Here is a 20,638-nt window from a genome sequence, read left to right on the forward strand (position 1 = left end):
CGTGAACGGGATGACGCGCCGGCGAGCCGTGTCAGAGGCTCCTGGCACACTTCCGGGCATGTCCCACGACGTCACGCCTCGGCCCGCCTCCGCCCGCTCCGTCGACGAGCTCCGGGCACTCGTCGACGCGGGCGCGACACCCCGGTGCCTGCACTTCTGGGGGCATCAGCCGGAGCCGGACGGGTCGGTCGGCAGGAGCAGCCTGAGCCAGTGGTTCGAAGCGCCCTTCACCGTGGACGGCGTGCACTACCGCACCGCCGAGCACTGGATGATGGCGCAGAAGGCCCGCCTGTTCGGTGACCCGGAGGCCGAACGGGCCGCGGTCGAGGCGCCGAACCCCGCGCTCGCGAAGGCGGCGGGTCGCACGGTGCGTGACTTCGACGATGCCGTGTGGGTGCGCGAACGGTTCGAGATCGTGGTGCGCGGCAACGTGCACAAGTTCGCCTCGCGCCCCGAGCTGCGCGACTTCCTGCTGCGCACCGGCTCCCGGGTGCTCGTCGAGGCCAGCCCGCGCGACCGCGTCTGGGGCATCGGGATGGGCGCCCGGAACGAGAACGCGGAGCGTCCCGCCGCCTGGCGTGGCCTCAACCTGCTGGGATTCGCCCTGATGGAGGCCCGGGAACGGCTCCAGGACTGAGCAGGGCCGGCCGGCCATGGGGCTGTATCGGATGCCGACCCCGGCTTCCGGCGCCGCGTCCGGTCCGCAAGAATGTCGCGTCCCCCACCGAAAGGACGTGCTCCAGCATGTCGCGGATCCTGCCCCGTTCCACCCCGCGCGCACAGGGTGTGGATCCCACGGCGCTGCGCCGACTCGTCGGTCGCCTGGACCACCTGGAGGACGTGCACAGCGTGATGGTGGTGCGTCACGGGCACGTGATCGCCGAGAACTGGTGGCACCCGCACACCGCGGACCGTCCGCACACGATGTTCTCGGTGAGCAAGAGCTTTACGTCCACGGCTGTCGGCCTCGCGGTGCACGAGGGTCTCCTGACCCTGGACGACCGGGTTGTCGACCTGCTGCCGGACGACGTCCCCGCCGACCCGGGTGAGCACCTGCGCGCCATGCGGGTGCGTGACCTGCTGACCATGACGGCCGGCCACAGCGCCTCTACCATGGAGGGCATCGACCGCACCATCACGCTGCCCGGGGCACGCTGGGCCCGTGCCATCCTGGCCCAGCCGGTGGAGCACGAGCCGGGCACGCGTTTCGTCTACAACACGGGTGCGACCTACCTGCTGTCGGCGATCCTGCACCGGCTCACGGGCCGGCGTCTGCTCGACTACCTGACGCCTCGCCTGCTGGCCCCGCTCGGCATCACGCACGCCGCGTGGGAGCAGGACCCGGACGGCATCGACACGGGTGGGTTCGGGCTGTCGATCACCACGGAGGAGATGGCGGCGTTCGGCCAGCTCTACCTGCAGGGCGGAACCTGGGCGGGCGAGCAGCTCGTCCCGGCGGAGTGGGTGGCGCAGGCCTCGGCGCAGCAGGTCCCGAACGGCCCGCACGACTGGCCCGACTGGAACCAGGGCTACGGCTACCAGTTCTGGCAGTGCCGCCACGGTGCCTACCGGGCCGACGGCGCGTTCGGGCAGTACATCGTCGTGTGGCCGGAGAAGGACCTGGTGATCATCATGACGTCGGGCCTGGCGGACCTCCAGTCCGTGCTCGACGTCGTCTGGGACACGCTGCTGCCCGACGACGCCTGGGTCGCTCCCGAGGCCGGCGCGCCCGACCTGGTGGCCCCGGTCGAGACCGCGCTGCCGACCCCGGCCGGTGCGGCGTCGAGCCCGGTCGAGGCGGCCCTGGACGGTGCGACCTTCGTGCTGGCGCCGAACGAGCGCGACGTGAGCGCCGTCCTCCTGGGCCGCGCCCCCGACGGCCGGACGGAGGTGACGATGACCATCGGCGGCCTGGACCACACGGTGCGGTTCGGGTACGGGGAGTGGAGCCAGGGCACCTGCTCGCTCCTGGGCGTCCCGGCCGACGTCGCCACGGCCGCCGCCTGGGCGGACGAGTCGACGCTGCACGGCCGGATCGTCTTCCTGGGTACGCCGTTCGAGTGGCGTCTGACGCTGCGCTTCTCGGGGGACGAGGTCGCGGTCGTGGTCGACCGCAACGTCTCGTTCGGTGAGCGTGGCTTCCTGGACGCGACGGGCACGGCCCGGCGCGCCTGAGCCGGAGCGCCCCGCCCGTCGTCACGCAGGGCGCAAGGCGACCAGCGGTAGCGTCTCCACGAGCCGGCGACGGTCCTCGTCCGTGCCCCGGTAGTCCTGGCCGAGCAGCAGACCGAGCGTCCTGCGCAGCACGGGCCGGAGCACGCCGTAGCGCCTCTCGTAGGCGGTCATGACGTCGACCGCCTCGTCCGCCTCCAGGAACCGGACCTCCGCCCGGCGCGGCGTGCGACCGAAGCTGACCCGGGCGTCCCCGTTCGCCCGGAGGTTGCGGAGCCACTGGGCCCGCGCGCCGAACCCGGAGATCACCACCGCCTCGCCGGAGTCCTTGTCGTACCGCAGCACCTCCAGCACCACGGTGTGCGCGGTGCCGCTCTTACGGCCCACATGGGTGAGCTGGAGGAACTTCCTGCCGAGCACCCGCCCCATGCCGTGGCGGTACAGGGCGTTGGGCGCGGCGAAGGCGGTCCGCAGCCAGGGCGGCAGGGTGGTGGTCATCGCTCCACCGTAGGGGTGCGTGGGCTGACCTGCGATGTCATCCCGGGGTGGGACCCGGGTTCATCCCCTGGCCTGACGGTTCGCGAGCGTGTCCCGCGCTACTGTCCCGGCATGACACCAGACGGTGGTATCCGCGCGCAGGGCGTGCGGCGTTCCTTCGGGCCGGTCCATGCCGTGGCCGACGTCGACCTGGTCGCCGCACCAGGTCGTGTCACCGCGCTGATCGGACCCAACGGGTCGGGCAAGACGACTCTCCTGCTCATGCTCGCCGGACTCCTGACGCCCGACGGGGGCACGATCAGCGTCGCGGGGGCCGACCCGGTGACCGACAGCTATGCGGCGCGCTCGCGGACCGGCTGGATGCCGGACGTGTTCGGCACGTGGGACTCCCTGACCGCCCGCGAGGTGCTGACCACCGTCGCGGCGGCCTACCGCATCGACGCCGCCGCCGGCCGGGCCCGCGCGGGCGAGCTGCTCGACCTCGTGCACCTGTCCGACCTCGCCGACCAGCCCGCGCACGTCCTGTCCCGGGGCCAGAAGCAGCGCCTCGGCCTGGCGCGGGCCCTCGTGCACGATCCCGACGTCCTGCTCCTCGACGAGCCCGCCTCGGGTCTGGACCCGCGCTCCCGCGTGGACCTGCGCGTGCTGGTCCGGCGTCTCGCGGCGCAGGGCAAGACGATCCTGGTCTCCTCGCACGTGCTCACCGAGCTCGACGAGATGGCCGACGACGCCGTGTTCATCTCGCGCGGGCGCACGGTCGCCACGCGTTCCGTGGCCGACGGCGACCTGCCGCGCGAGTGGCGGCTGACGGGTCTGGACCCCGCTGCGCTCACGGCCTGGCTGGACCAGCACGGTACGGCCTACCGCCGGGACACCGACGGACCCGGGGTGCTCGTCGAGCTCGCCGGGGACGCCGCGGCCGCGGCGCTGCTGCGCTCGACGGTCGAGGGCGGCGTCGAGGTGTCGAGTCTCGCGCCCGCGGGCGGCGTCTTGGAGCAGGCCTACCTGGCCCTGGAGGAGGAGCGGCGATGAGCGTCGACGTGGAAGTTGCCCCGGCCGCCCCGCGCGCCGGCGGGCGTGGCACGTGGTCCCTGTCCTGGCACGGCCTGCGCACCGTCACGGTGCTGGAGCTGCGCCAGCGCGTGCGGTCCACGCGGTGGAAGACCGCGCTGGTCGTGTGGTTCCTCGTGGTCGGCCTGATCACGCTGCTCACCACGGGCGCCTTCGCGATCCTCGCGGGGGACGCCCCGAGCGGCGAGCCGTTCGGCGGCATGGTCTACAGCATCGTCGTCGGCTTCGTGCTGTTCCTCGGGCTGCTGGTGGCGCCCACCCTCTCGTCGGGTGCGATCAACGGCGACCGGAACGCGGGCACGCTCGCGACACTGCAGGTCACGCTGCTGTCGCCCGCGGAGATCGTGCTCGGCAAGCTGGCGGCGGCCTGGATCGCGGCTCTCGCCTTCCTCGTGGCGAGCATCCCGTTCCTTGCCTGGGCACTGGTCGGCGGGGGCGTGTCCTGGCTCGCGCTGCTCACCACGGTGCTCATGCTGGCGCTCGTGCTGGGCGTCGTGTGCGCCGTCGGGCTCGGCTTCTCGGCGGTGGTCGGCAAGACGTCCGGGTCCGCGGTGCTGACGTACCTCACCCTCGGCGGGGTCACCGCGGTGCTGCCGATCGTCTTCGCCCTGCTCGTGCCGGTGACCACCAGCCCGCAGGAGGTCCGGGTCTGGGACGTCGAGCCCGGGTACACCTGGGAGGAGACCGAGGCGCCCGAGTGCGAGTGGCAGACGCACGAGGTCGACGTCTGGCACAGCGAGCGCACCTGGTGGCTGCTGGCCCCCAACCCGTTCGTGGTGGTCGCCGACGCGCAGCCCCTGACCGGGGACCCGGAGACGCTCGCCGACGACGGCAACCTGCTCGCGCTGCTCCAGTACGGCGTGCGGTACGCGCGCACCGGCGAGACCGGTGAGCAGGACTGGTGCAGCTACATGGTCGACTCGGCCGACTCGCCCGTCGAGCCCGTCCGGGTCACCGACCAGCTCGTGTGGCCCTGGGGCCTCGGCTTCGACCTGCTGCTCGGCGCGGCCGGCGTCGTGGTCGCGGTGAACCGCCTGCGGGTCCCGACGGCGCACCTGCCGCAGGGCACCCGCGTCGCCTGACCGTCAGGAGTGGAGGGCGTCGTACTCCGCCTCGGCGGCGACGTCGTCCTCCACGTCCAGGCGGACGTGCGCGAGGAGCACCTGGAGCACACGCAGGGCGGACGCCGCCCGCTCGCCCCACAGCGAGAAGTAGGAGAACTGCCACCACCACAGGGCCTCGAGCTCGTGGCCGCTGTCGAAGTGCTGCAGGCCCTTGGCCAGCGCCTCGGCGACGCACGCGAGGTCACCCGACAGGGAGGCCGACCCGACCTCCGCGCCCAGCACCGGGTCCACGACCTCGGTGTAGTCGTCGAAACCGTCGAACATCTTCGACAGCGCCTCGCGCAGCGGGTCGAGATCGGTGTCCGGGCCGGTGTCCGGCTCGTAGCGCTCCTTGGGCACCACGTCCACGATCGCGGCGAGCCGTGCCCCGGCCGCCAGCAGGTCGGACGTCGCCAGGACGAGGAGCGACAGCTCGGCCCCCGGCATACCGCCGGACGCCACCTGCGTCACCGTCGACAGGAACGTCCGTGCCTGCGCGGACACCTGGTCGGCGACCTCCTGGAGGTCCGACCCGGGCGTGATCTCGCTCATCGTCATCCCCACCTACTTGTCGTTGCCGATGATCCGGCGGCCCTCGAACGCGCGCCCGAGCGTCACCTCGTCCGCGTACTCCAAGTCTCCACCCACCGGCAGACCCGAGGCCAGCCGCGAGACAGTGATACCCATGTGACCCATCAGTCGGGAAAGATAGGTCGCCGTGGCCTCTCCCTCGACGTTCGGGTCGGTGGCGAGGATGACCTCCTGCACCGTCCCGTCCGCCAGCCGGGCCAGGAGCTCGCTGATGCGCAGGTCGTCCGGGCCCACGTTCTCGATGGGATTGATGGCGCCGCCCAGCACGTGGTACCGCCCGCGGAACTCGCGGGTGCGCTCGATCGCGACCACGTCCTTGGGCTCCTCCACGACGCAGATCACCTCGTCGCTGCGCCGCGGGTCGAGGCAGATGCGGCAGCGCTCGGCCTCCGCGACGTTGCCGCAGAGCTCGCAGAACTGGACGCGCAGCTTCACCTCGGTGAGCGCGTCGACCAGCCGCTTGACCTCCTGGTTGTCGGTCGCGAGCAGGTGGAACGCGATGCGCTGCGCGCTCTTGGGCCCGACGCCGGGCAACCGGCCGAGCTCGTCGATCAGGTCTTGGACCGCGCCTTCGTACACAAGAGGTCAGCCTACGGGGCGTCACCCACACGCGGCCCCTGGTACGTTCCCCGCGTGACCGGACCCGAGCCGCGGACGGGGATGTTCCTCACGGCGCAGTGGCGCCACCTCGTGCTGCTCAACTACGCCGTCGACCCCGCCGTCCTGCGCCCGCTCGTGCCGCACGGCGTCGAGCTGGACGCGTGGGACGGCACCCACCTGGTCAGCATGGTCGGATTCCGGTTCCTGGGCACCCGCCTGCTCGGCGTGCCCGTCCCGTTCCACCGCGACTTCGACGAGATCAACCTGCGGTTCTACGTGCGCCGCCGCACCGCCGGCGGCTGGCGGCGCGGCGTCGTCTTCGTCAAGGAGATCGTGCCGCGCCCCGCGCTCGCGGCCGTCGCGCGCCTCGCGTACGGCGAGAACTACGTGGCGCGCCCCATGCGGCACCGCGTCGACCTGCACGACGGCGCGGTCACCTCCGGCGGCCTCGTCGAGTACTCGTGGCGCGACGCCGGGGCGTGGCACAGCGTGCGCGCCACGACCGTGGGAGCTCCGCAGCCGCTCGTCGACGGCTCCCACGAGCAGTTCGTCACCGAGCACTACTGGGGGTACGCCGCCCAGCGGGGCGGCGGCGCGGTCGAGTACCGCGTCGAGCACCCGAGCTGGCAGGTGTGGCAGGTGCGCGACCCCGGCCTGGAGTGCGACGTCGAACAGGTCTACGGGGCAGCCTTCGCCGACGGCCTGGCCGCCCCTCCGGTCTCGGCGTTCGTCGCCGACGGCTCCCCGGTCACCGTCCGCCGCGGCGCCCGCCTGCCCGCCTGAGCACGCCGCCGTACCGCGCCGCCTGCCCGCCTGCCCGTCTGAGCGCGCCGCCGGAGAACCACCGGACGAGACGCCTCCCGGGCCGTCGAACCGATTCACGCACAATGCACCCGTGCCCGAACTCGATCTGCTGACCATCGTCCTGCTCCTGCTCGCCGGCCTCGCGGCCGGGTGGGTCGACGCCGTGGTGGGCGGGGGAGGGCTGATCCAGCTCCCCGCGCTGCTGCTCGTGCCGGGCATCAGCCCCGTCCAGGCGCTGGCGACCAACAAGCTCGCCAGCATCATGGGCACCTCCACCAGCGCCATCACCTACTACCGGCGCGTCCAGCCCGACCTGCGCACCGCCGGCCCCATGGCGCTCGCGGCCCTGGCCGGGGCGTTCGCGGGTGCGATCGGGGCGTCGCACATCCCGGACCAGCTCTTCAAGCCGATCATCCTCGTGGTGCTCGTCGGTGTGCTCGTCTGGACGCTGCTCAAGCCGAACGTCGGCCAGCACGACGACCTGCGCTGGGTCGGCAACGGGCACAAGCGGATCGCCGCCCTCATCGGCCTGCTGATCGGCGCCTACGACGGCCTCCTGGGCCCGGGCACCGGCACGTTCCTGGTGATCAGCCTCGTCAGCGCCCTCGGCTACTCGTTCCTCCCGGCGTCCGCGATCGCCAAGATCGTGAACTTCGCCACCAACCTGGGCGCGCTCCTCTTCTTCGTGCCCAGCGGCGCCGTCGTGTGGACGCTCGGGCTGGCGATGGGGCTCGCCAACCTGGTGGGCGCCTACATCGGCGCCCGCATGGCAGTGGCCAAGGGGTCGAGGTTCGTCCGCATCGTGTTCGTCGTCGTGGTGGGCGCCCTCATCGCGCGGCTGGCCTGGGAGGTCTTCGCCGGCCAGGGGTGAGGTCCAGCGGGACCCCACCCCTCTCGGCGGCTCAGACCTGGTTCGCCCCGCCGTCCACGTAGACGTTCGCGCCCACGACGTACCCGGCCTCCGGCGAGGCCAGGAAGGCCATCGCCGCGGCGACCTCCTCGGGTTCACCCATGCGGCCCGCGACCACGAAGGAGGCGGCGGCGGCACGGACGGCCGGCATGGCCTCCTCGCCGCCGTTGACGGCCGTGCCGCCCGGCGTCTCGATCATGCCCGGCGAGACCACGTTGACGCGGATGCCGCGATCCTTCAGCTCGGTCGACCAGGTGCGCGCGAACGACCGGACCGCTGCCTTCGACGCCGCGTACGCGCCGAACGCCGCCATGCCCCGGTCGGCGGACGTGGAGCCGGTCAGGATGACGGAGGCGCCGTCGTTGAGGAGCGGCAACGCCTTCTGCACGGTGAACAGCGTGCCCCGGACGTTGACCGCGAAGGTCTGGTCGAAGTGGTCCTGGGTGGTCTGCTCCAGCGTCACGAACTCCGCGACCGCGGCGTTCGCGACGAGCACGTCCAGCCCCTTGCCCCGGGCGCGGACCGCGTCGTAGAGGCGGTCGAGGTCGGCCGCCTGCGCGATGTCGCCGGCCACCCCCGTGGCGCGGTCGGTCCCGATCGTCTTGACCGCGGCCTCCAGCTCGGCCTCACGCCGGCCCGTCACGAAGACGTGCGCGCCCTCGTCCGCGAGCCGTACGGCGGTGGCCAGGCCGATGCCGGTGCTGCCCCCGGTCACGACCGCTGTCCTGTCGTCGAGGTGTCCCATGCGTTGTCTCCGTCACTCTCTCGGTGTCGATCGGTTCGGTGTCGATCCTCAGGGAGTTCTGGGATACCTTCCATAACGCACAGTCCGCGATTCTTTACGTATCGTCCAGGCGGCTTCCGCCTCACCGTCCCGCACGATGAACGCCACATCGCCCGGGATGCCCGCCGCAGTACCATCGATCCGCAAACCCAACCACCCGGCGGGCCGTTGAGACAGACGGAGGCCGGCAACGGAAGGCAGGCGCATGGCACTTGTCGTGCAGAAGTACGGCGGATCCTCGGTCGGCGACGCGCGCAGCGTGAAGCGGGTCGCGAAGCGGATCGCCGAGGCCAAGCGAGCGGGCAACGACGTGGTCGTGGTGGTGAGCGCCATGGGCGACACCACCGACGAGCTCCTCGACCTCGCCCAGCAGATCACCCCCCTCCCGCCGCAGCGGGAGCTCGACATCCTCCTCACCGCGGGCGAGCGCATCTCCATGTCGCTGCTCGCCATGGCGATCACCAACCTGGGCGTGAAGGCCAAGTCCTACACGGGCCAGCAGGCCGGCGTCATCACGGACGCCGTGCACGGGCGGGCGCGGATCGTCGACGTCGTGCCCCACCGCATCCGCGAGACCCTGAACAAGGGCCAGGTCGCCATCGTGGCCGGGTTCCAGGGCGTCACGCAGGGCACCAACGACGTCACCACCCTCGGGCGCGGCGGCTCCGACACCACGGCCGTGGCGCTCGCGGCGGGCCTCGGCGCCGACGTCTGCGAGATCTACACCGACGTCGACGGCGTGTTCACCGCCGACCCGCGCATCGTCCCGGCCGCCCGCAAGATCGACCGGGTCTCCTACGAGGAGATGCTGGAGCTCGCGGCCTGCGGCGCCAAGGTGCTGGCGCTGCGCAGCGTCGAGTACGCGCGCCGGTACGGCGTGCCGGTGCACGTCCGCAGCTCGTTCAGCGCCCACGACGGCACGCGGGTGGTCGCGGCCGAGAAGAAGTCGAAGGAGAACGTCATGGAAGCCCCGATCATCTCCGGCGTCGCGCACGACCGGTCCGAGTCCAAGATCACCGTGATCGGCGTCCCCGACGTGCCGGGCATGGCCGCCCGCATCTTCGAGGTCGTCGCCGGGGCGGGCGCGAACATCGACATGATCGTGCAGAACGTGTCGGCCGCGGCCACGGGTCTCACCGACATCTCCTTCACGCTGCCGGACGGCGACGGCCCCGCCACCATGGCGGCCCTCACGGCCGTGCAGGGTGAGCTGGGCTTCGACTCGCTGCAGTTCGACGACCAGATCGGCAAGCTGTCGCTCGTGGGCGCGGGCATGAAGTCCCACCCCGGCGTCTCCGCGCGGCTGTTCGGCGCGCTGCGTGACGCCGGGATCAACATCGAGATGATCTCCACCTCGGAGATCCGCATCTCGGTGGTCACCCGCGCGGACTCGCTGGACGACGCGGTGCGCGCCGTGCACACCGCGTTCGAGCTCGACGGCGCGGACGGCGAGGCGGTCGTCTACGCAGGAACGGGGCGCTGACATGGTCCAGATCTCCGAGTACGGCGTGCACGTCGCCGTCGTCGGCGCCACCGGCCAGGTGGGTGGCGTCATGCGCCGTCTGCTGGCCGAGCGCGAGTTCCCCGTGGCCTCGATCCGGTTCTTCGCCTCCGCGCGCTCCGCGGGCACCACCCTGTCGTTCGACGGCGTGGACGTGCCGGTCGAGGACGTCGCGGCCACCTCCACCGAGGACCTGGCCGAGATCGACATCGCGCTGTTCTCCGCCGGCGGCGGCACGTCGCGCGAGCACGCACCGCGGTTCGCCGAGGCGGGCGCCGTCGTCGTCGACAACTCGTCGGCCTGGCGGCGCGATCCCGAGGTGCCGCTCGTCGTGTCCGAGGTGAACCCGGAGGCGATCGCCGACGCGGTCAAGGGCATCGTCGCCAACCCGAACTGCACCACGATGGCCGCCATGCCGGCGCTCGCGCCCCTGGCGCAGGCGGCCGGGCTGGAGCGGCTGCGCGTGGCCACCTACCAGGCGGTGTCCGGCTCGGGCCTGTCGGGCGTGGCCGAGCTGGCCGGTCAGGTGCGTGCGGCGCTCGGGCAGGAGATCGAGGGCCTGGTGCACGACGGCGCCTCCGTCGACCTGCCGGACCCCGCCGTCTACGCGGCGCCGATCGCGTTCAACGTGCTGCCCCTGGCGGGCAACCTGGTCGACGACGGTTCGGGCGAGACCGACGAGGAGCAGAAGCTGCGCCACGAGTCGCGCAAGATCCTCGGCCTGCCCGACCTGGCCGTGGCCGGCACCTGCGTGCGCGTCCCCGTGTTCACCGGGCACTCGCTGTCGATCCACGCGGAGTTCGCGCGGTCGATCACGCCGGACGAGGCCCGCAAGCTGCTGGCGGACGCGCCCGGCGTCCAGCTCGTCGACGTGCCGACGCCGCTCGCCGCGGCCGGCGTCGACCCGTCCCTCGTGGGTCGCATCCGGCAGGACCAGTCCGTGCCGGACGGCCGCGGGCTCGTCCTGTTCGTCAGCAACGACAACCTGCGCAAGGGCGCCGCGCTGAACGCGATCCAGATCGCGGAGCTCATCGCGGCCGACCTCGCGGAGCTCGAGGTCCTGGACGCCGCGGAGGCGGCCGACACGTAGTCCGGCCGGCTCGTGGTCCGGCCGACAGGGCCGGCGACACGCCGGGGCAGAGCGACACGCGCTCTGCCCCGGCGTTTTTCTTGCGCGCACCGGTCGGGCTATGGTTCATTGGTCAAGTAATGAACCAACGGAGGGGGTGGGCCGGTGTTCGACGGGCCCGAGCCGATCTACGTGCAGATCGCGCAGATGATCCGCGCGCAGGTACTCGCCGGTGAGCTGAAGGAGGAGGAGCAGGTCATGTCCACCACGCAGTTCGCGACGACGTTCCGCATCAACCCCGCGACCGCCCAGAAGGCGTTCGCCGGGCTGGTCGACGAGGGCGTGCTCTACAAGCGTCGCGGTCTCGGGATGTTCGTCGCGCCGCAGGCCCGCGAGCGCCTGCTCGACGACCACCGCAGGCGCTACTTCGAGGAGGTCCTGGCGCCCGCTCTGCAGCAGGCGGACCTCCTCGGCATCCCGCGGGACGAGGTCGTCGCCTACGTCCTGGGGCCCGACGCCCGACGAACGCAGACCACGGAGGAGTCATGACGACGACCGCACCTTTCGGCGCCCGGCTGGACGACGTCGTCGTCCGGTTCGGCGGCGGCCACCGGCTGCTGCCCAACGGCGGCCTGGTCAGGGAGGACGCCGGCACGGGACTCGACGGCGCCTCGCTGACGATCCGGCCCGGGACGATCACCGGGGTGCTCGGCCGCAACGGCGCGGGCAAGACGACGATGCTCTCCCTGCTGGCGGCGTTCACGCGGCCCACGAGCGGCAGCGTCGTCGTGGGCCCCGAGGGCGCGCAGGAGGACCCGTGGGAGAACCCGTGGGTCACCTCGGGCACGCAGCTCGTGCGGGAGAGCGGTGACCTGATGAACGACGAGAAGGTGACGACCTCCCTCAGGTACTACGCCGACATGCGGCCCGGCTGGAGCGCCGAGACCGCGGAGCGCCTGCTCGACCTGTTCGAGGTGGACGTCCGCAAGAGGCCGTCCGCGCTGTCCCGCGGCAAGCGGTCGGCGGTCGGCGCCACCATCGGCCTGGCCACGCGTGCGCCGCTGACGATCTTCGACGAGGTGTACCTCGGCATGGACGCGCCCACGCGGTACGCCTTCTACGACGAGCTCCTGGCCGACTACGCGGAGCATCCGCGCACCATCCTGCTCTCCAGCCACCTGGTGGAGGAGGTCGAGCGGCTGTTCGAGGACGTGGTGGTCATCGACCGGGGGCGGGTGCTCCTGGCGGAGCCGGCCGAGCAGATGCGGGCCCGCGGGTTCAGCCTCACGGGGAGCCGGGACGCCGTCGAGCGGATCACCGGCGACCGGCGGGTGCTGCACCGGCAGCAGCTCGGTGCGACGGTCCAGGTGACCCTGGAGGGCGCGCTCGACGACGCCGAGCGTGCCGAGGCCCGTTCGGCGGGCGTCGAGGTCGGCGCCGTGCCGGTGCAGGACCTGTTCGTCCGCCTCACCGACCCGAGGAGCGTGCTCTGATGACGAGTGCGGGTACGGCGACGGGCACGGCAGCCGCGGGAACGGACCGGGACCTGCTGGTCCGCGCGGCGGAGCGGCGTGCCGTGAGCACCGCCGCCGGTGCGACGGTGCGTGTGATCCGCACCATCGGCGGCTGGTACTGGGCGATCTTCGCCCTCGTCGCGGTGACGATCGCGGTGCTCATGACCCGCTACGGGTCGGGCCTCGACGAGGCGGTGCTCGACAGCCAGATGGGCGGTTCCTCGCGCTGGGTGGCGCTGGTGCTGGGGCTCATCGTCCCGGCCGCGTACCTGCGGCTGCACCTTGCCGCGGGCGGCAACCGCGGCACGCTCGTGGCCGGGACGGTCCGCGGTGCCCTCCTGGGCGGTCTGCTGATCGGCCTGATGACGGCGGTCTACCTGACCGGTGAGCGCATCCTGCTCGGGGCGCTGGGCCAGACCTGGACCCGCGAGTTCGGGCCGCCCGTGGACGGCTGGGCCGGCATCGCGCTGACGGTCCTGACCGAGTCGCTCGTCGTGGCCACCTACTACCTGGCGGGGGCCGCGACCGCGGCCGGGTACCGCCGGTTCGGTGTCGTCGCCGGGACGCTCTACGGCACCCTCGCCCTCGTGCCGGCAGCGGTGGTCGACCTGGCGACCCACACCGGCGTCACGGCCCTGCTCGTCGGCCCGGGGAACCTGCCCGGCGGCGTCGGCGGGGTGCTGCTGGCCCTGGCGGGCGGGCTCGTGACCGTCGCGGCGGCAGCCTGGCTGCTCCGCCTGCCGTTGCGGACGGTCGCGCTGCGACCGGCCGCCTGAGGAGGAGCGCGCATGCCCACGACGACCACTGCGACGACCACGACGTCGGCCGCCGCACGCACCACCGAGGAGACCGTGATGAGCCGTACCGACCTCGCCCGCGCCGGGCACCGGCGTGCCGTCACCGCCGTCGACCGGTGGGTGCGGCGCTCCGGCGCCGTCGTCGCGTGCTGGTTCTGGGGCATCTACGCGCTGTACGCCGTCGGCATCACGGTGGGGAACGCCATGACGGGCGGCGACCTCGAGATCAGCGCGCTCGACGCGACGCTCGGCGCGCAGCGCTGGGCGGTGCTCTGGCTCGGTGTCGTCGGCACGACAGCCCTGCTGGCCGTGCACGTCGCCGCGGGTGGTAGCCGCCGGTCGCTGGCCGGGGGAGTGCTCCGCGGCGCCCTCGTGCTCGGTGCCGGCTACGGCGTCGTCACCGTCCTCGCGCTGCTGGGCGAGCGGCTGCTGAGCACGTCGCTGGGTATGACCTGGCGACGGCTCGGCGCCCTGCCGTTCGACGCGCCCCTGGCCGTGCTCGGCACCGTGCTGGCCGAGGGGCTCGTCGTGGCCACCTACCTGCTGGTCGGGGCGTGCATCGGGGTCGGCTTCGTGCACGCCCGGGCCTGGGGCGCGCTCCTGATCGTCCCGCTCGCCCTGCCCGCCGTCCTCGTCGACCTCGCCACCCGTACGGGCGTGGTCGGCACCATCGCCAACGTCGAGCTCCGGCCCGACATCGACCATGCCGAGGTACCCCCGGCGGAGGGCCTCGTCACTCTGCTGACCGGTGTCGGCGGGGCGGCCCTGGCTGCCGCGGTCGCCGCCGTCGTGCTGTACGCCCTGCTCCGCACCGCACCTGTCCGACCCCGCTGACCCTTGCCCTGCTCGTCCCCCTGAGCCTCGAAGGAGCGACCATGACGTCCCCAGTCGTCGATGTCCGCAACCTGCGCAAGACCTATCCCGGCGCCGGGCGCGCCGCACCACCCAAGACCGCCGTCGCCGACGTGAGCTTCCAGGTCGAGCGCGGCGAGATCTTCGGGATCCTCGGCCCCAACGGGGCCGGCAAGACCACCACCGTCGAGTGTGTCGCGGGCCTGCGGCACGCGGACGGCGGCACCGTGCGGGTGCTGGGGCACGACCCCCAGGCCGACCCGATGTCGGTGCGCGAGCACGTGGGCGTGCAGCTCCAGGAGGCCGCCCTGCACGACAAGATCACGGTGGGGGAGGCGCTCGACGTCTTCGGTGGGTTCTACGCCCGGTCCGCCGACCCCGCCGAGCTCCTGGACCTCCTCGACCTGACCGCCCAGCGGGACCAGCAGTTCGGCAAGCTCTCCGGCGGGCAGAAGCAGCGTCTCTCGATCGCGCTCGCGCTCGTCGGCCGCCCGCAGGTGGCCATCCTCGACGAGCTCACCACCGGGCTCGACCCCGCCGCTCGCCGCGCGACCTGGGACCTGGTCGAGCGGGTCCGCGACTCCGGGGTCACCGTCCTGCTGGTCACCCATTTCATGGAGGAGGCCGAGCGGCTGTGCGACCGGCTCGTCGTCATCGACGGCGGCCGCGTCGTCGCGCAGGGCGCGCCGTCCGCCCTGATCGAGGGCCTGGAGGGCCACCGGGGCGTCCGCCTCCGGTTCGCCGACGACGCCGCCCGCGCCCGCGCGCTCCAGCTCCTCACCGCGCTGTCGGAGCGTGACGACGACGTCGCCGGTGCCACGTCCGCCGGGGTCGAGATCGAGGTGACCGGCACCCGCAAGGTGCTGTTCGCGGTGGTGCAGGCGCTCGCTGCCGCCGACGTCGTCCCCGACGACGTGCGGACCGTCGAGCGCACTCTGGAAGATGTGTTCGTGCAGGTCACCGGGCGTCAGTACCGCCCGGAGGAGAACGAGGAGGTGGCGGCGTGACCGTCGTCGAACCCACCACGACCACCCGGGTCGGCAGGCGCCGCGCCCGCGGTTTCCGAACCCTGCTCGCCACCGAGCTCAAGGTGTGGCTGCGGGACCCGACCGCGGTCTTCTTCGCGCTCGTGTTCCCCACCATGCTCCTGCTCGGCCTCGGTCTGGCCATCCCGGCCTTCGCGGAGCCGATGACCGACGCGCCGCCGCCCTGGAACGAGGCACCCGGCGTGACCAGCTACCTGCCCACCGTCATCGCCCTCGCCGTGGGCACCATCGCGCTGACGACCATGCCGGTGCAGTTCGCCACCTTCCGGGAGAAGGGCATCCTCAAGCGCTTGTCGACCACGCCGATGCCCCCGCAGAACCTGATCGGCGCGCACATGGTGATCAACGTGCTCGCACTGATCGTGTCGGCGAGCGCGGCCGTCGTCGGCGCCATGCTGGTGCTGGGCGTGCCGTTCGCGGCCGACCCGCTGACCGTGCTGCTGGTGCTCGTGCTGTCCACGACCGCGATGTTCTCCCTCGGCCTGCTCGTGGCGGCACGGGCCGAGAAGGGCACCACCGCGTCCGGCCTGGGGATGCTGATCTACTTCCCGTCCCTGATGTTCTCCGGGGTGTGGGTGCCCCTGTCGGTCATGCCCGACTGGATGGAACGGATCGGCCTCTACCTGCCGCTCGGTGCGGCCGCCCAGGGCCTCACCGTCGGCTGGTTCGGCAACGAGGGCTTCCCGCTCGCCCAGGTGCTCGTGCTCCTCGCGTGGACCGTGGTGCTCTTCCCGCTCGGCGTGAAGCTCTTCCGCTGGACCTGACCACTCCTCGGACCCGGCCCTGCCCAGCGCAGGGCCGGGTCTACGGTGACCCCCGGCCGATGCCGACGCCGAGGGGGACACACGATGAGGACGCTGCGCACGATCGCCGATCTGGCCGGACGCTGGTTCGCGGTACTGGTGCTGATCGGCGGGATCGCCGGGCTGCTCGCGCCGGCCCAGCTCGCGCCGCTCGCGGCGCACATCCCCCTGTTCCTCGGGATCGTGATGTTCGGCATGGGGCTCACCCTGCGGGGGAGCGACTTCGCCCTCGTGGCCCGGCGCCCGTGGGCGGTGCTCATCGGCGTCCTCGCGCAGTTCGTCATCATGCCGCTCCTCGCCTGGGGCGTGAGCGGGCTGTACGGGCTGACCGGCATGGCCCTGCTCGGCATGATCCTGGTCGGGGCCGCACCCGGTGGCACCGCCTCCAACGTGATCGTCTACCTCGGCAAGGGCGACACCGCCCTGTCGGTGACCATGACGGCGATCTCCACCCTGCTCGCGCCGTTCCTCACCCCGCTGCTCATCCTGTGGCTGGCCGACGAGAGCCTCGACGTCGGGTTCGCCGACCTGTTCGGCTCGATCGTCCAGGTGGTGCTCGTGCCCGTGCTGGCCGGCCTCGTGGTGCGCGCCGTCGCCGGACGGTTCGTCGAGCGGGTGCTGCCGTTCCTGCCCCTGGTGTCCGTGGGCGGCATCGTCCTGGTGGTGCTCGGCGTGGTGGCCGCCAACGCCGGGACCGTGCTGTCGACCGGGCTGCTGCTGGCGCTCGCCGTGATCACGCACAACCTCCTGGGGCTGCTGCTCGGCTACGGCACCGCCGTCGCGGCCCGGCTGGACCGCCCCGCGCGCCGGGCGGTGAGCATCGAGGTGGGCATGCAGAACTCGGGCCTCGCGGCGAGCCTGGCGGCGACCCACTTCACCCCCGCCGCGGCCCTGCCCGCCGCGCTGTTCTCGGTCTGGCACAACCTCTCCGGTGCCGCCCTCGCGACCTGGTGGGCGCGCCGCTCCACGACCCGCTGATCTCCCCTACCCTCATGTCATGAAGCCGTTCCTGCTGCTCGCGACGCGTGCGGAAGACCTCGCCGCGGACGGTGAGCACGAGGCGTTCCTGCGGTACGGGGGCCTCGCCCCGGAGCAGCTCCACCGCGTCCGCCTCGAGCGCGACCCGCTGCCGCCGGTGGACCTGGACGACTACTCCGGCGTGCTGGTGGGCGGGGGCCCGTTCAACTCCTCGGAGGCACCGGAGCGCAAGAGCGCCACGCAGCGCCGCGTGGAGGCGGAGCTCGGCGGGCTGCTCGACCAGATCGTGGCGCGCGACTTCCCGTTCCTCGGCGCGTGCTACGGCGTCGGCACGCTGGGCGCGCACCAGGGCGCGGTGATCGACGCGACGTACGCGGAGCCCGTGGGGCCGGTGACGGTGGAGCTGACGCCGGAGGCGGCGTCGGACCCGCTGCTCGCGGACATGCCGCAGGCCTTCGCCGCGTACGTGGGGCACAAGGAGGCCGTCCGCAAGCTGCCGGACCACGCCGTGCTGCTCGCCTCCTCGGCGGGGTGCCCGGTGCAGATGTTCCGGATCAAGCAGAACCTCTACGCCACCCAGTTCCACCCGGAGCTCGACGTCCCGGGCATCGAGCAGCGCATCGCGGTGTACCGGGACTACGGGTACTTCCCGCCGGCGGAGGCGGAGCTCGTCCGGGAGCGGTGCGCCTCCGTGCCGGTCACCGAGCCGATGCGCGTGCTGCGGGCCTTCGTGGAGCGTTACGCCCGGTAGCGGCGACTGTGATCGACCGCATCGTGGGAACCGGTGGACAGCCGCCGGGGGTGCGGCTACCGTTTTCGCCGTGGACATCCGTTGGTATTGGCGCTTTACGTCGGCTCCTGGTGGAGCCCGGCGGGCGCGCGCCTGACCAACTTTCCACCCGGAGCCAGGGCCTGGGACGCCGATCGCGTCCAGGCCCTTCGTCTTTACCAGACGGGCCGCTCCGGACCAGGAGTCGGTGGCGGGCCGTCCGGTTCCTCGAACCAGATCCCCGCCAACTTGGAGCCCCGATCCCGATGAGCATCACCCCCGCGGAACCCAGCACCGAGGCGACCGACCTCGGTACCCGCACCTCCGACCTGCGCATCCGCGCCCTCGACCCGCTGCCCGCGCCGAACGCCCTGCTGGCGTCGATGCCGCTCGGTACCGCCCGCAGCGACCTCGTCACCACCTCGCGCCGTGAGGTGCGTGACGTGCTGACCGGCGAGGACGACCGCCTGCTGACGATCGTCGGCCCGTGCTCCGTGCACGACCCGGCCGCCGCGCTGGAGTACGCCTCCCGGCTCGCCACGCTCCGGCGCGAGCTGTCCGACGACCTGGTCGTGGTCATGCGGGTGTACTTCGAGAAGCCGCGCACCACGGTGGGCTGGAAGGGCCTCATCAACGACCCGCACCTGGACGGCACGCACGACGTGCGGCACGGCCTGAGCCTGGCCCGCGAGGTGCTGCTCGGCGTGCTCGACGCCGGCGTCCCCGCCGCCGCCGAGTTCCTGGAGCCGACCAGCCCGCAGTACATCGCCGACGCCGTCACCTGGGGCGCCATCGGCGCGCGCAACGCGGAGTCGCAGGTGCACCGCCAGCTCGCCTCGGGCCTGTCCATGCCGGTCGGGTTCAAGAACGCGACCGACGGCGACGTGCAGATCGCCGTGGACGGCTGCATCACCGCCGCCAGCGAGCACACCTTCTTCGGGGCCGACGGCGAGGGCCGTGCCGCCGCCGTCGAGACCACCGGCAACCCCGACTGCCACGTCATCCTGCGCGGCGGTCGCTCCGGCCCCAACTACTCGCCGGAGGACGTCGCCGCCGCGCTGCGCGTGGCCCGCACCTCCGGGCTGGGCGGCGCCGTCGAGAACGGCGTGATCGTCGACGCGAGCCACGGCAACTCGGGCAAGGACCACGTGCGCCAGGCGGGCGTGGTGCACGAGATCGCCAACCGCATCGCCGACGGCGAGCACGGCATCACCGGCCTCATGATGGAGAGCTTCCTGGTGGCCGGGGCGCAGAAGCCCGGCCCGCTGTCCGAGCTCACCTACGGCCAGTCGGTCACGGACAAGTGCATGGACTGGGACACCACCGAGGACCTGCTGCGGGAGCTGGCGAAGGCCGTGCGGGAGCGGCGGGGCTGAGCTCGGTGCCCTGACTCGGCGTGCTCGTTCTGCCGAGTCAGGGCACACCGATACTGCCGTCAGTGGCCGAGCAAGGACAGCGGCACCACCGCGATCCCGTCGCGACGTCGGTAGGCGTGCCCGCCGGTCGTGATGACCGCGGCGTCCAGGAGCTCGTCGCCGATGCGCTCCCGGAGCCAGTGCAGGTGTTTGACGTCGGCATCGCTCACGCTCGCGGCCAGCTTGGTCTCTAGAGCGACGACGGCGCCGTCCCGGCGTTCGACGACCAGGTCGACCTCGTGATCGCCGTTGCGGGTGCGGAGGTGATAAGTCCGCGCACGGTTGATGTCGGCATACGTCTGGACGCTCAGCGCCACGAGGTGCTCGAAGAGCGGCCCGAGGAGCGCGCTGTGCCGACCGAGTCGCAGCGAGTCCTGGGTGGCGCCGAGGAGCCGCGCGGCGAGAGCGGGGTCAGCGAGCTGGTGCTTGGGTGAGGTGACGAGCCTGTCGAAGGAGTTGCGGCTGGGAGACCAGGCTGGCAGCGCGTCCAGGAGCCACAGTCCCGTGAGCGCGTCCCGGTACGTGATGGTCGTCGACAGCGCTGGCTTGTCCGACTCGCCGGGCGTAGCCGCGTCGATGATGCGGTTGTAGCTGGTCGTCGTCGAGGTCGCGGCCGCGTACGCGGTGAGCCAACGGCGGAGTGTGTCCGGTCTCCGCACTGCGTACCCCTGCTCGGGAAACTCGCGCTGGACGATGTTGTCCACGTAGGCGTCCAGCAGGTCCAGGCGACTTTCTGAGTCCTCAGGCCGGATCCCGGGCAGGCCTGACGCGACGATCTCCTCGACGTAGTCAGAGAGCGTGACGTCAGTCGATGCGCTGACCTCGGGCTTCTCGCCCGTGAGCAACGCGGCAAGGCTCACGTGCGGCTGTTCGACCTGGCGTTCCTCGAAGCTCAGCGGGCGCATTCTGAATGGAACGATCCGGCCCGCCCCCGAGTGGACTGTCGCTCCTCGCGGGGCCGAGCTTCCCGCGAGGATCACATGTCCGTGCGGAATACCGTCGTCGACCGCCTCCCGCACGCGATCCCACGACTCTGGCCATCGCTGCCACTCGTCGATCAGCACGGGGCCGGGCAAAGTGCGGAAGACGTCCGGGTCTGCGGTGAACTGCTCGCGAATCTCTGCCCGCTGGAGCGAGAGCACCGTCCGTGCGCGCTCGGTCGCGGTCGCCGTCTTCCCAACTCCCTTGGGACCCTGCAGCGCGATGGCGCGCAAGCGAGGCTGGCGGTCATCGAGCCGCTCGTCCAAGAGCCGCCGTTCGTAGATTGCCACGGATCTACACTAGCGTTAGCAGGGATTCTACGCTCGCGTTAGCAGGGTTGCTGCGCTCGCGTTTGCAGGGTTGCTGCGCTAGTGATCGCA

General features: G+C 72.3%; 22 protein-coding genes. 17 read left to right on the forward strand and 5 right to left on the reverse strand.

Annotated features, from left to right (window positions below):
* The first annotated feature begins 58 nt into the window (after positions 1-58).
* Together ACO229_RS23560 and ACO229_RS23565 are read left to right on the forward strand one after the other, a co-directional pair.
* Positions 59-637, forward strand: a complete 579-nt coding sequence (locus tag ACO229_RS23560; protein WP_423462969.1) for an NADAR family protein — start codon at positions 59-61, stop codon at positions 635-637.
* A 107-nt stretch (positions 638-744) separates the two neighbouring features.
* Positions 745-2,175, forward strand: coding sequence for a serine hydrolase domain-containing protein (locus ACO229_RS23565; protein ID WP_423462970.1), 1,431 nt, complete (start codon positions 745-747; stop codon positions 2,173-2,175).
* Between the two features lie 21 nt (positions 2,176-2,196).
* On the opposite strand, the gene ACO229_RS23570 is transcribed toward ACO229_RS23565, so the two are convergent.
* Positions 2,197-2,670, reverse strand: coding sequence for a nitroreductase family deazaflavin-dependent oxidoreductase (locus ACO229_RS23570; RefSeq protein WP_423462971.1), 474 nt, complete (start codon positions 2,668-2,670; stop codon positions 2,197-2,199).
* Positions 2,671-2,781: 111 nt separating this feature from the next.
* On the opposite strand from ACO229_RS23570, the gene ACO229_RS23575 reads away from it, so the two are divergent.
* A complete protein-coding gene (locus ACO229_RS23575) occupies positions 2,782-3,702 on the forward strand; it encodes an ABC transporter ATP-binding protein (protein ID WP_423462972.1) in 921 nt (306 codons plus the stop codon).
* On the forward strand, positions 3,699-4,823 hold the full coding sequence (locus ACO229_RS23580; RefSeq protein ID WP_397432207.1) for an ABC transporter permease: 1,125 nt from the start codon (positions 3,699-3,701) through the stop codon (positions 4,821-4,823). Before ACO229_RS23575 ends, ACO229_RS23580 begins: the two co-directional genes overlap by 4 nt.
* 3 nt (positions 4,824-4,826) lie before the next feature.
* Here the strand turns inward: ACO229_RS23580 and ACO229_RS23585 are convergent, their stop codons facing one another.
* A complete protein-coding gene (locus ACO229_RS23585; protein WP_397413478.1) occupies positions 4,827-5,396 on the reverse strand; it encodes a DUF5063 domain-containing protein in 570 nt (189 codons plus the stop codon).
* 12 nt (positions 5,397-5,408) lie between these two features.
* A complete protein-coding gene (gene recR, locus ACO229_RS23590) occupies positions 5,409-6,014 on the reverse strand; it encodes a recombination mediator RecR (RefSeq protein WP_397413232.1) in 606 nt (201 codons plus the stop codon).
* 54 nt (positions 6,015-6,068) lie between these two features.
* Here recR and ACO229_RS23595 point away from each other — a divergent pair, with 54 nt between their 5' ends.
* Entirely contained in the window at positions 6,069-6,818 is a 750-nt protein-coding gene (locus tag ACO229_RS23595) for a YqjF family protein (protein WP_397432209.1), read from the forward strand.
* Positions 6,819-6,930: 112 nt separating this feature from the next.
* Complete coding sequence (locus ACO229_RS23600; protein WP_397413236.1) at positions 6,931-7,710, forward strand: sulfite exporter TauE/SafE family protein; 780 nt, start codon at positions 6,931-6,933, stop codon at positions 7,708-7,710.
* A 31-nt stretch (positions 7,711-7,741) separates the two neighbouring features.
* On the opposite strand, the gene ACO229_RS23605 is transcribed toward ACO229_RS23600, so the two are convergent.
* A complete protein-coding gene (locus tag ACO229_RS23605; RefSeq protein WP_397432210.1) occupies positions 7,742-8,494 on the reverse strand; it encodes an SDR family NAD(P)-dependent oxidoreductase in 753 nt (250 codons plus the stop codon).
* Positions 8,495-8,738: 244 nt separating this feature from the next.
* On the opposite strand from ACO229_RS23605, the gene ACO229_RS23610 reads away from it, so the two are divergent.
* From ACO229_RS23610 to ACO229_RS23660, 11 genes are all read left to right on the forward strand, one after another.
* On the forward strand, positions 8,739-10,016 hold the full coding sequence (locus ACO229_RS23610) for an aspartate kinase (protein ID WP_397413240.1): 1,278 nt from the start codon (positions 8,739-8,741) through the stop codon (positions 10,014-10,016).
* 1 nt (position 10,017) lies between these two features.
* Positions 10,018-11,124, forward strand: a complete 1,107-nt coding sequence (locus ACO229_RS23615) for an aspartate-semialdehyde dehydrogenase (protein WP_397432213.1) — start codon at positions 10,018-10,020, stop codon at positions 11,122-11,124.
* Positions 11,125-11,268: 144 nt separating this feature from the next.
* A complete protein-coding gene (locus tag ACO229_RS23620) occupies positions 11,269-11,652 on the forward strand; it encodes a GntR family transcriptional regulator (RefSeq protein ID WP_397413244.1) in 384 nt (127 codons plus the stop codon).
* Positions 11,649-12,596: an ATP-binding cassette domain-containing protein gene (locus tag ACO229_RS23625; protein ID WP_423462973.1), complete on the forward strand. Its 948-nt coding sequence runs from the start codon at positions 11,649-11,651 to the stop codon at positions 12,594-12,596. The genes ACO229_RS23620 and ACO229_RS23625 overlap by 4 nt, the downstream gene beginning before the upstream one ends.
* Positions 12,596-13,393 carry a hypothetical protein gene (locus ACO229_RS23630; protein ID WP_423462974.1) on the forward strand — a complete coding sequence of 266 codons (798 nt, stop codon included), beginning with the start codon at positions 12,596-12,598 and terminating at the stop codon, positions 13,391-13,393. The genes ACO229_RS23625 and ACO229_RS23630 overlap by 1 nt, the downstream gene beginning before the upstream one ends.
* A gap of 12 nt (positions 13,394-13,405) precedes the next feature.
* Positions 13,406-14,248 carry a hypothetical protein gene (locus ACO229_RS23635; protein ID WP_423462975.1) on the forward strand — a complete coding sequence of 281 codons (843 nt, stop codon included), beginning with the start codon at positions 13,406-13,408 and terminating at the stop codon, positions 14,246-14,248.
* Between the two features lie 41 nt (positions 14,249-14,289).
* The gene (locus ACO229_RS23640; RefSeq protein WP_397432219.1) at positions 14,290-15,273 is read left to right on the forward strand and encodes an ABC transporter ATP-binding protein; all 984 of its coding nucleotides are present in this window, start codon (positions 14,290-14,292) and stop codon (positions 15,271-15,273) included.
* Positions 15,270-16,076 carry an ABC transporter permease gene (locus ACO229_RS23645; RefSeq protein WP_397432221.1) on the forward strand — a complete coding sequence of 269 codons (807 nt, stop codon included), beginning with the start codon at positions 15,270-15,272 and terminating at the stop codon, positions 16,074-16,076. Before ACO229_RS23640 ends, ACO229_RS23645 begins: the two co-directional genes overlap by 4 nt.
* A gap of 84 nt (positions 16,077-16,160) precedes the next feature.
* A complete protein-coding gene (locus ACO229_RS23650) occupies positions 16,161-17,093 on the forward strand; it encodes a bile acid:sodium symporter family protein (protein WP_397413256.1) in 933 nt (310 codons plus the stop codon).
* A 19-nt stretch (positions 17,094-17,112) separates the two neighbouring features.
* Positions 17,113-17,844, forward strand: a complete 732-nt coding sequence (locus ACO229_RS23655; protein WP_397413258.1) for a glutamine amidotransferase — start codon at positions 17,113-17,115, stop codon at positions 17,842-17,844.
* Between the two features lie 284 nt (positions 17,845-18,128).
* A complete protein-coding gene (locus ACO229_RS23660) occupies positions 18,129-19,238 on the forward strand; it encodes a 3-deoxy-7-phosphoheptulonate synthase (protein ID WP_397432222.1) in 1,110 nt (369 codons plus the stop codon).
* Positions 19,239-19,297: 59 nt separating this feature from the next.
* On the opposite strand, the gene ACO229_RS23665 is transcribed toward ACO229_RS23660, so the two are convergent.
* Positions 19,298-20,548: an ATP-binding protein gene (locus ACO229_RS23665; RefSeq protein WP_397432224.1), complete on the reverse strand. Its 1,251-nt coding sequence runs from the start codon at positions 20,546-20,548 to the stop codon at positions 19,298-19,300.
* Positions 20,549-20,638: the final 90 nt, after the last annotated feature.

Origin of the sequence: Promicromonospora sp. MS192 (assembly GCF_049532985.1) — a bacterium.
Lineage (GTDB): Bacteria > Actinomycetota > Actinomycetes > Actinomycetales > Cellulomonadaceae > Promicromonospora.

Bases quoted from the DNA above. Each gene is read 5' to 3' on its own strand.
- ACO229_RS23585 (WP_397413478.1), bottom strand. From the start codon at position 5,396: ATGAGCGAGATCACGCCCGGGTCGGACCTCCAGGAGGTCGCCGACCAG.
- ACO229_RS23630 (WP_423462974.1), top strand. From the start codon at position 12,596: ATGACGAGTGCGGGTACGGCGACGGGCACGGCAGCCGCGGGAACGGAC.
- ACO229_RS23575 (WP_423462972.1), top strand. From the start codon at position 2,782: ATGACACCAGACGGTGGTATCCGCGCGCAGGGCGTGCGGCGTTCCTTC.
- ACO229_RS23560 (WP_423462969.1), top strand. From the start codon at position 59: ATGTCCCACGACGTCACGCCTCGGCCCGCCTCCGCCCGCTCCGTCGAC.
- ACO229_RS23625 (WP_423462973.1), top strand. From the start codon at position 11,649: ATGACGACGACCGCACCTTTCGGCGCCCGGCTGGACGACGTCGTCGTC.
- ACO229_RS23615 (WP_397432213.1), top strand. From the start codon at position 10,018: ATGGTCCAGATCTCCGAGTACGGCGTGCACGTCGCCGTCGTCGGCGCC.
- ACO229_RS23565 (WP_423462970.1), top strand. From the start codon at position 745: ATGTCGCGGATCCTGCCCCGTTCCACCCCGCGCGCACAGGGTGTGGAT.
- ACO229_RS23580 (WP_397432207.1), top strand. From the start codon at position 3,699: ATGAGCGTCGACGTGGAAGTTGCCCCGGCCGCCCCGCGCGCCGGCGGG.
- ACO229_RS23660 (WP_397432222.1), top strand. From the start codon at position 18,129: ATGAGCATCACCCCCGCGGAACCCAGCACCGAGGCGACCGACCTCGGT.
- ACO229_RS23655 (WP_397413258.1), top strand. From the start codon at position 17,113: ATGAAGCCGTTCCTGCTGCTCGCGACGCGTGCGGAAGACCTCGCCGCG.
- ACO229_RS23570 (WP_423462971.1), bottom strand. From the start codon at position 2,670: ATGACCACCACCCTGCCGCCCTGGCTGCGGACCGCCTTCGCCGCGCCC.
- ACO229_RS23635 (WP_423462975.1), top strand. From the start codon at position 13,406: ATGCCCACGACGACCACTGCGACGACCACGACGTCGGCCGCCGCACGC.
- ACO229_RS23610 (WP_397413240.1), top strand. From the start codon at position 8,739: ATGGCACTTGTCGTGCAGAAGTACGGCGGATCCTCGGTCGGCGACGCG.
- ACO229_RS23640 (WP_397432219.1), top strand. From the start codon at position 14,290: ATGACGTCCCCAGTCGTCGATGTCCGCAACCTGCGCAAGACCTATCCC.
- ACO229_RS23605 (WP_397432210.1), bottom strand. From the start codon at position 8,494: ATGGGACACCTCGACGACAGGACAGCGGTCGTGACCGGGGGCAGCACC.
- ACO229_RS23650 (WP_397413256.1), top strand. From the start codon at position 16,161: ATGAGGACGCTGCGCACGATCGCCGATCTGGCCGGACGCTGGTTCGCG.